Source organism: Acerihabitans sp. (genome assembly GCF_036398755.1).
Taxonomy (GTDB): Bacteria; Pseudomonadota; Gammaproteobacteria; order Enterobacterales; family Enterobacteriaceae; genus Acerihabitans.
The window spans coordinates 20,260-28,917 of sequence record NZ_DASWOM010000112.1; the positions used below are offsets into that span (position 1 = coordinate 20,260).

7 protein-coding genes and 1 tRNA gene are annotated in these 8,658 nt (G+C 59.3%); 7 read left to right on the forward strand and 1 reads right to left on the reverse strand.

Features of this window, described 5'->3' with window-relative positions:
- Positions 1–362 precede the first annotated feature (362 nt).
- Positions 363–437, forward strand: a tRNA-Gly gene (locus VGC33_RS18915).
- A gap of 302 nt (positions 438–739) precedes the next feature.
- Here VGC33_RS18915 and queG read toward each other — a convergent pair.
- The gene (gene queG, locus VGC33_RS18920; RefSeq protein WP_331122325.1) at positions 740–1,879 is read right to left on the reverse strand and encodes a tRNA epoxyqueuosine(34) reductase QueG; all 1,140 of its coding nucleotides are present in this window, start codon (positions 1,877–1,879) and stop codon (positions 740–742) included.
- Here queG and nnr point away from each other — a divergent pair.
- The 6 genes from nnr to VGC33_RS18950 all read left to right on the forward strand — a co-directional run.
- Entirely contained in the window at positions 1,878–3,392 is a 1,515-nt protein-coding gene (gene nnr / locus VGC33_RS18925) for a bifunctional ADP-dependent NAD(P)H-hydrate dehydratase/NAD(P)H-hydrate epimerase (protein WP_331122326.1), read from the forward strand. The genes queG and nnr overlap by 2 nt on opposite strands.
- A gap of 9 nt (positions 3,393–3,401) precedes the next feature.
- Positions 3,402–3,881 (forward strand): tRNA (adenosine(37)-N6)-threonylcarbamoyltransferase complex ATPase subunit type 1 TsaE, encoded by a 480-nt coding sequence (tsaE, locus tag VGC33_RS18930; RefSeq protein WP_331122327.1) that lies wholly within the window; start codon positions 3,402–3,404, stop codon positions 3,879–3,881.
- Positions 3,878–5,572, forward strand: coding sequence for an N-acetylmuramoyl-L-alanine amidase AmiB (gene amiB, locus VGC33_RS18935; RefSeq protein WP_331122332.1), 1,695 nt, complete (start codon positions 3,878–3,880; stop codon positions 5,570–5,572). The genes tsaE and amiB overlap by 4 nt, the downstream gene beginning before the upstream one ends.
- Before the next feature lie 19 nt (positions 5,573–5,591).
- Complete coding sequence (gene mutL / locus VGC33_RS18940) at positions 5,592–7,511, forward strand: DNA mismatch repair endonuclease MutL (protein ID WP_331122328.1); 1,920 nt, start codon at positions 5,592–5,594, stop codon at positions 7,509–7,511.
- The gene (gene miaA, locus VGC33_RS18945; RefSeq protein WP_331122329.1) at positions 7,504–8,448 is read left to right on the forward strand and encodes a tRNA (adenosine(37)-N6)-dimethylallyltransferase MiaA; all 945 of its coding nucleotides are present in this window, start codon (positions 7,504–7,506) and stop codon (positions 8,446–8,448) included. The genes mutL and miaA overlap by 8 nt, the downstream gene beginning before the upstream one ends.
- Positions 8,449–8,563: 115 nt before the next feature.
- A partial coding sequence (locus VGC33_RS18950) for an RNA chaperone Hfq (RefSeq protein ID WP_331122333.1) occupies positions 8,564–8,658 on the forward strand: 95 nt, incomplete at its 3' end.

Below are 8,658 nucleotides of genomic sequence, written 5' to 3' on the forward strand. Positions count from 1 at the left end.
AAGTCCTGGTTGAAGTTGACGTTATTGGATAGTACAAAAAGGATAGCGCTTCTCCAAGAGGATAACGCCCGGCGGCCGGATTGCCCTGCTGACGATTGCCGCTGTCTTGATTTATGCCTCGACGCCGGTATTGCGCAGAAGCGATAAGGTGACGAATTAATTTCCGCTGGGTTCTTGACTCGATGGCGGTAAAAGTCCATAATCTCGTCCATTCCCAGGGTGGGAGTGATGTAAAAAGTCTTAATTTTCAACCGGTTAAATAAGAGATAAGGTTATCTGGAATTATCTGTTACCGGTAGTTGGCATAATGACCGTCGGCCATTATTCCCAGCGCTTGTCAAACAGTATACTTCCTTTCTTAAGCGGGAATAGCTCAGTGGTAGAGCACAACCTTGCCAAGGTTGGGGTCGCGAGTTCGAGCCTCGTTTCCCGCTCCAAAATCAAAAATAGACTTAGATTTAATAGACATCCCCGTCCCCGTCATTGCTGTCGCCATGACGCGGGTAAAAATGTTTTAAACAGAGTTATCCACAGATAAGCCTCGTAATAATAAATTTCCTTTAACAGTGTTTAAATCAACACTAGGCTTTATTCCGCTGATATTTATCAATTAAATTTTATTCAAAAACGTCGGTGGCGCCTATTGCCTTTTTTAGCAGGCTTGATTGCCAAAGGTTTTTTAATTTTATCCACAGGCGGGGTTGCCAAAAATTTTTGCGCTATAATCAGCTGCCGCCACTCACGCGTCGCGACTTAAACCCTTTTCAATCGCCCTTATCAGCCGCTTTTGCTGCGCGGACTGCACGCTGACCGCCAGTTCGTCCCGGCGCCGCAACTGCTGATCAATGGACCAGCGTATATGCACATCCAGCATGGCGTTTTCACCCAGCCGTTCCTGAAGTCCAAGCACGATATTATCTTCATACGGGGCATTGCCCAAGGCCACCGCCACATTGCGCAGCCAGCGCAAAAAACCGATGCGCCGGATGGCCGACCCTTCGGTGACACGCAGGAATTGCGTCTCGTCCCAGGTAAACAATGCCAGCAAGTCCGGAGTATGCAATACCGCCCGGGGGCTGAAGTCCGGCTCGTCGGTCAATTGGGAAAACCGGTTCCAGGGACAGATTAGCTGGCAGTCGTCGCAACCATAGATACGGTTGCCGATCAGCGGGCGCAGCGCCTCGGGGATTTCACCGTCCAGTTCGATGGTAAGATAGGAGATGCAACGGCGCGCATCCACCTGGTAGGGTGCGACAATGGCGCCGGTGGGGCAGGTGGTCATGCAGGCGACGCAGCGTCCGCAGTGCTCTTCCTGCGGTTGATCTAGCGGCAGCGGCAAATCAATCAACAGCTCGCCGAGGAAAAACCAGGACCCGGCCTCGCGATTCAATAGTAGCGAGTGTTTACCAACCCAGCCGATGCCGGCCTTGGCGGCCAGGGGCCGTTCCATAATCGGGGCGGAGTCGACGAACGGCCGAAAGTTCACGCCCTGGCACCAATCCTGGATTTTGTTGCCCAACTGCTTAAGACGCTGGCGTAAAACCTTATGATAGTCGCGTCCCAGCGCATAACGACTAACATAACCCATACGGGGATTGTTCAGGGTACTGGCAAACGCGGCCTTGGGCGGCAGGTAGTTCATCCTGACGCTGATGACCCGCAGGGTCCCGGGCAGTAATTCATGGGGACGCGCGCGCAGCATGCCGTGCCGGGACATCCAGGCCATTTCGCCGTGATATTGGTTATCGAGCCAGGTTTGCAGGACAGGTTCCTGCGCCGACAGGTCCGTATCGCAGATGCCGACCTGTTGAAAACCCAGCTCCCGACCCCATTGCTTAATGAGCCGGGCTAATTCCATAAGATCAAAAGGGTATGACATGGCGGACCAAAAAAAGAAAACGAACTCCCTGAGTTTACCACATTCCGTTTACGGGGCGCAGTGGCTCCGGGGTTGGGAAAGCGAAGCTGCCGGCCTTGCCGGGGTTTCCTTATATCAGCTTATGGAGCGCGCGGGCGCGGGCGCGTGGCGCGCCCTGAACTGGCTTTACCCTTTCGCCGGCCATTACCTGATCCTCGCCGGCCACGGCAATAACGGCGGCGACGCCTATGTGGTGGCTCGGCTGGCCCGGGCGCGGGGTAAGCAGGTGACGCTTATCGAATGTACCGGAAACCATCCGCTGCCGGAGCAGGCCCAACTGGCGCGCCAGGCGTGGCTGGACGCGGGCGGGAGCCTGCTGAACGCCGATGCCGCCTGGCCGGAGCAGGTGGACGTCATTATCGACGGTTTGCTGGGCACCGGTCTGGCGGCGGCCCCGCGCGCGCCCTATAGCGACCTTATCGCGGCGGCCAACGCCCATGCCGCCCCGGTCGTGGCGCTGGATATTCCTTCGGGCCTGAATGCCGAAACCGGCGCGGTGGCGGGCGTGGCTATCAACGCGGCGCATACCCTGACTTTTATCGCCCTGAAGCCCGGGTTGCTGACCGGCAAAGCACGCAGCGTGACCGGACGGCTTCATTATGACGATCTGGGCCTGGCGCCCTGGCTGGCGCAGCAGGCGTCGCTTATGGAACGGCTTACCGCTCCCCAGTTGAGCCGTTGGCTCACGCCGCGCGATCCCTGCTCCCATAAAGGGGATAACGGGCGTTTGCTGATTGTCGGCGGCGACCACGGCCTGTCCGGCGCCATTCGCATGACCGGTGAGGCGGCCTTGCGCGCCGGGGCCGGACTGGTGCGGGTGTTGACCCGCGAGGAGAATATTGCGTCATTGCTGACCGCCCGACCCGAGCTGATGGTTGAACCCCTGGACGATGCGTCCCTGCGCCAGGGGCTTGAATGGGCGGATGTCATTGTCATCGGCCCGGGCCTGGGCCAGGCGGAGTGGGGTAAAAATGCGCTGCGCTTAGTTGAAAACTGCACTAAACCTATGTTGTGGGACGCGGATGCGCTTAACCTGCTGGCATTCAATCCCCATAAACGTCACAATCGTATTATTACGCCCCATCCAGGGGAAGCCGCCCGCCTGCTGAACGGTAAAGTCGGCGACATTGAGAGTGACCGCTTACTTGCGGCTAAAAATATTGTTAAACGCTACGGCGGCGTGGTGGTCCTGAAAGGCGCCGGTACGCTTATCGCCGACGACGAAGGCCATCTGGCGGTCGCCGACGTCGGCAATGCCGGCATGGCCTCGGGTGGCATGGGCGATCTGCTTTCGGGTATCATCGGCGGATTGCTGGCGCAAAAGCTGTCGCTGTTCGATGCGGCCTGCGCCGGCTGTGTCGCCCATGGCGCCACCGCCGATCGGCTGGCGGCTGAAAAAGGAACGCGGGGCATGTTGGCCACGGATTTGCTGCCCGCGTTATATCAATTTGTTAATCCTGAACGTATCGCATAGAAATCAGACATGGAAAAACGTGTACTACCTTTGCCGGACGAAGCGGCAACCATAGCATTGGGCGCGGCGTTGGCCGATGCCTGTCGGCAATCATGTGTGATTTATCTTTATGGTGACCTGGGCGCCGGCAAGACCACGCTCTGCCGCGGTTTTTTACGCGCCCTGGGCTATGAGGGCAATGTAAAAAGCCCGACCTATACGCTGGTTGAACCTTATGACTTGACGCCGCGCACCGTCTATCATTTCGACCTTTATCGTCTGGTGGATGCTGAAGAACTGGAGTTTATGGGCGTACGCGATTATTTCGATCGGGATGCCCTGTGCCTGGTGGAGTGGCCCCAGCAGGGCCTGGGAATACTGCCGGACGCCGATATCGCCCTGTCGCTTGAGTATGTTGACACCGGTCGTCGGGCGCTGCTGGAGTCCCGATCCGATCGTGGCGCGCGGATCCTGGCGTGTCTGGCGCCGGGATGGGAACACCCTTCATGATGCTGAAAATCAGGACGATTTTGGTTATTGTTTTATGGTCTCTGATGGGGCAGGCGTTAGCGGTGAATCTAAGCGATATCAGCGTGTCCAACGGCGATGAGCGTTCGACGGTGACGCTGGGCTTTGCCGCGCAGCCGGTGTACGCCTTTTTTTCATTGCACAATCCTGAACGGGTGGTGGTGGATATCAAGGACAGCGCCGTGGCCCAGGGGCTGCCGCTGAATTTTAACGGTCAGAATATCATCAGCCGCATCCGAAGCAGCCAGGCCCCCGACGCGCAGAGTATTCGCCTGGTCTTGGAGCTGACGCGCAAATCGCGCGTGCAGGCCGCCGCGGGACTTGAGAATGGCCGCTACAACGTAGTGTTTACCTTGATCGGCCAGCCACGGCCCGCGCAGGCCGCCCCGGCGCCAACGCGCGCCCGCCCGGCGCGCGCGTCGTCCACGCCGCGGGAAAATCCGTTTGACGGCGCGACCCCCGCGGTGACGTCCGTTGCGCCGGCATCCCGCGGCGCGCGACCCGCAGTGCCGGCGGGCGATCGGGTGGTGGTGGCCATTGATGCGGGGCACGGCGGGCAGGACCCCGGCGCCATCGGGCCGAACGGTTTGAAGGAGAAAAATGTCACCATCGCCATTGCCCGCAAATTAAAAGCGCTGCTGGAAGGCGATCCGATGTTCAGGCCGGCGCTGACCCGCGACGGCGATTATTTTATTTCGGTTATGGGCCGTTCCGATGTCGCGCGCAAACAGGGAGCCAGCGTGCTGGTGTCGATTCATGCCGACGCCGCGCCAAACCGCAGCGCCACCGGGGCGTCGGTTTGGGTGTTGTCCAACCGGCGCGCCAATAGCGAATTGGGCAGTTGGCTCGAACAGCATGAAAAACAATCGGAGCTGCTCGGCGGGGCGGGGGATTTGCTGGCCAACAGCGCCGCCGATCCGTATCTCAGCCAGGCGGTACTGGATTTACAGTTCGGCCATTCCCAGCGGGTTGGCTACGATGTCGCCACTCGGGTGCTGCGGCAGTTGCGCAACGTCGGCTCGCTGCATAAGGCCCGCCCGGAGCATGCGAGCCTTGGCGTATTGCGTTCACCGGATATCCCCTCGCTTCTGGTGGAAACGGGTTTTATCAGCAATACCGGCGAGGAACGGCTGCTGGGCAGCAGTGATTACCAGGATAAAATCGCCAACGCCATCTATCTTGGCCTGCGCGCGTACTTCGTGTCGCATCCCCAGCAAAACGGTCCGAAGCTGGAAAACCGGCCGCAGGGCGTGAGTTCGGCGATGGATGCCGGCGCCAGCGGCGTGCAGGCGGTGTCGCAGTCGACCGCCGGCGCGGTGCGGCCCGCGGACGGGGCGCCGACGCCGGGAGCGGTGACGCGCCATACCGTGCAACGGGGCGAGACCTTGTCCGGCATCGCGGCGCAATATGGCGTCAGCATGGCCGTGCTGCGCGATGTTAACAAGCTCAAGCGCGATGTCGTCTGGGTCGGGCAGCGGCTTAAAATTCCGGCGGGCGCCGTGCCGCAGCGTTCGCAGGCGACCCGCGCGCGCCGGCATACGGTGAGGGTGGGGGATTCCCTGACCGGCATTGCCGCAAAATATGGCGTGCGCGGCGACACCCTCAAACGCGTTAACAAGCTTAAGTCCGATAATGTCATGTTAGGCCAGACGTTGGTTATTCCACCCGCATAATGCCAGAGGTAATACCGTCATGCCCATTCAGGTGCTGCCGCCACAGCTCGCCAACCAGATCGCCGCCGGCGAGGTAGTCGAGCGGCCCGCGTCCGTGGTGAAGGAACTGGTGGAGAACAGCCTGGACGCCGGGGCCACCCGCATCGATATCGATATAGAAAAAGCCGGCGCCAGGCTTATCCGCATTCGTGACAACGGTTGCGGCATAAATAAGGATGAGCTGGCGCTGGCGCTGGCGCGCCACGCCACCAGTAAAATCGTCACGCTCGACGACCTCGAGGCGATTATCAGCCTGGGTTTTCGCGGCGAAGCGCTGGCCAGCATCAGCTCGGTGTCGCGCCTGACCCTGACCTCGCGCACCGAGGCGCAGAGTGAAGCCTGGCAGGCCTACGCCGAAGGCCGCGATATGACGGTGACCTTGAAACCGGCCGCGCATCCGGTGGGCTCGACCGTGGAGGTGCTGGATTTATTTTACAATACACCGGCGCGGCGCAAGTTTATGCGCACCGAAAAAACCGAGTTTGCCCATATCGACGAAGTGGTAAAACGCATCGCCCTGGCCCGCTTCGACGTGACGTTTACCCTCACGCATAACGGCAAGCCGGTGCGGCAATATCGCGCGGTGACGCAGGAGTCCCAGCATCTGCGCCGTCTGGGCGGGTTATGCGGTCCGGCGTTTGTGCAGCGGGCGCTGGCGGTATCCTGGAGCCATGGCGACCTGACCCTGCGCGGATGGGTGGCCGACCCGCGTGGCGGCGGCGAACTGCCGGAAATGCAGTATTGCTACGTTAACCAACGCATGATGCGCGATAAGCTGATTAACCATGCCATCCGCCAAGCCTACCTGGAGCAGTTGACCGAAGGCCAGCAGCCGGCGTTTGTGCTGTACCTGGAGGTGGACCCCCATCAGGTGGATGTCAATGTCCACCCGGCCAAGCATGAGGTACGGTTTCACCAGGCCCGCCTGGTGCATGATTTTATTTACCAGGCCATTATTTCGGTGCTGCAACAAAGCGCCGCGCCGGCGCTGCCGCTCAACGGCGAGACCCAACCCGCCGGGCACTGGTCGCCGGAAAATCGTCCCGCATCGGGTAAAAACTCCCTTAGCGCCATCGCGCCGTCATCGCCGGCGCCGCTGTTCCCCGCCGCTGAACGAGCGGAACGCGCCGGCGCCCCCGCGCCGGGTGGCGTGTCCGCCGGCGGTCGGGGCAAGCTGCGTGAAGCGGCGGCGGCTTATCCCGCGGACGGCGGTTACCAGAAAAAAGAGGGCGAGTTATACCGTCGGCTCATCCAGCCCGGCGCATCGGCGCGTCCGGATGCGCCGACGCGCCCCGATCGCACCGCCTCGGCGCCGCCGTCGGCCGCCGGAGCGGGTGAGCCGGGCGAGCAGAGCTTTGGCCGGGTGCTGTCCATTTACCCGCCTTGTTACGCCCTGGTGGAATTTCGGCGGCGCCTGGCGCTTATCGCGCTGCCGGTGGCGGAGCGTTGCCTTAAGCGCCGGCAGCTGACGCCGGACGGTGAAGGGCTGCGCGCCCAACCGCTGTTGATTCCGTTACGCATGGCGCTGCGCGAACCCGAGGTGGCCGCTTACCTTCGTCATCAGGACTTACTGACCGAAATGGGCATCCAATTGCAGGTTCATCAACATCAGGCAACGCTTAATGGCGTACCTTTACCATTACGCCAACAAAATTTACAAAACTTGATTCCCGAACTGTTAGGCTATCTATCGGGAAAGGAAGCGGTTTCGTGCGAGAGCATAGCGGACTGGATCGCCGGCCGGTTAAGCCATGAGCAACACGACTGGAGCCTTTCCCAGGCGATCCAATTGCTTGCCGAGGTGGAGCGGCTGTGTCCGCAATGGGTAAAAACCCCGCCCGGCGACCTGTTGGTGATGCTTGATCTCAATGCCGCGATCGAGGCCCTGAAACATGATTGACGCGATACACGCGGCGCGCCGGCCACCGGCCCTGTTCCTGATGGGCCCCACCGCCTCGGGTAAAACCGCGCTGGCCATGGCGTTGTGCCGGCGGTTGCCGGTAGATATCATCAGCGTGGATTCGGCGTTGATCTATCGCGGCATGGATATTGGCACCGCCAAGCCCGGACCGGACGAACTGGCGCAGGCGCCGCACCGGCTGATCGACATTAAAGATCCGACGCAAGCCTATTCGGCAGCGGATTTTAGCCGAGATGCGCTGCAGGCGATGTCAGAAATCACCGCATCCGGGCGTATGCCGTTACTGGTTGGCGGTACGATGCTCTATTTCAAGGCGTTGCTGGAAGGATTGTCCCCCTTGCCACCGGCAAACCCTGAAGTTAGGGAACGTATCGCCCTGGACGCGGGTCATAAGGGATGGGAGGCAATGCATCGCCAATTGCAAACGATCGATCCGGTGGCGGCAACGCGTATTCATCCTAATGATCCCCAGAGACTGTCCAGAGCACTGGAAGTTTTTTTCGTTTCAGGTAAAACTCTAACGGAACTGACCAAAATATCTGGCGAAGCATTGCCTTATAGGGTTCATCAGTTTGCGATTGCGCCGCAAAGCCGCGAAGTATTGCATCAGCGCATCGAGCAACGATTCCACCAGATGTTGGCGGCCGGTTTCGAGCAGGAGGCCAGGGCACTTTTCCTGCGCGGAGATTTACACACCGATCTTCCTTCCATCCGCTGTGTGGGTTATCGCCAGATGTGGTCATATCTGTCCGGTGAAATCGATTACGATGAAATGGTGTTTCGTGGTATTTGCGCGACCCGGCAACTGGCCAAGCGCCAGATGACCTGGTTGCGCGGTTGGCAATCAGTGCACTGGCTCGATAGTGATAAGCCCCGCTCAGCCTTAGATACGGTATTACAGGTTGTTAGTGCATAGGTCGGTTGATTGTGTACAATTGAAAAGTTATGAACGCGTTTTTTTTTTACATCGTTAATTTTAGAGCCACACATGGTTCTTGTTACAAACAACAAGCACATAAGGAAAAGATAGAATGGCTAAGGGGCAATCTTTGCAAGATCCGTTCTTGAACGCATTGCGTCGGGAAAGGGTTCCGGTTTCTATTTATTTGGTGAATGGTATCAAATT

Excerpts from the sequence above, each read along its gene's own strand:
- nnr (WP_331122326.1), top strand. The coding sequence starts at position 1,878 with ATGGCGGACCAAAAAAAGAAAACGAACTCCCTGAGTTTACCACATTCC.
- queG (WP_331122325.1), bottom strand. The coding sequence starts at position 1,879 with ATGTCATACCCTTTTGATCTTATGGAATTAGCCCGGCTCATTAAGCAA.
- tsaE (WP_331122327.1), top strand. The coding sequence starts at position 3,402 with ATGGAAAAACGTGTACTACCTTTGCCGGACGAAGCGGCAACCATAGCA.
- amiB (WP_331122332.1), top strand. The coding sequence starts at position 3,878 with ATGATGCTGAAAATCAGGACGATTTTGGTTATTGTTTTATGGTCTCTG.
- mutL (WP_331122328.1), top strand. The coding sequence starts at position 5,592 with ATGCCCATTCAGGTGCTGCCGCCACAGCTCGCCAACCAGATCGCCGCC.
- miaA (WP_331122329.1), top strand. The coding sequence starts at position 7,504 with ATGATTGACGCGATACACGCGGCGCGCCGGCCACCGGCCCTGTTCCTG.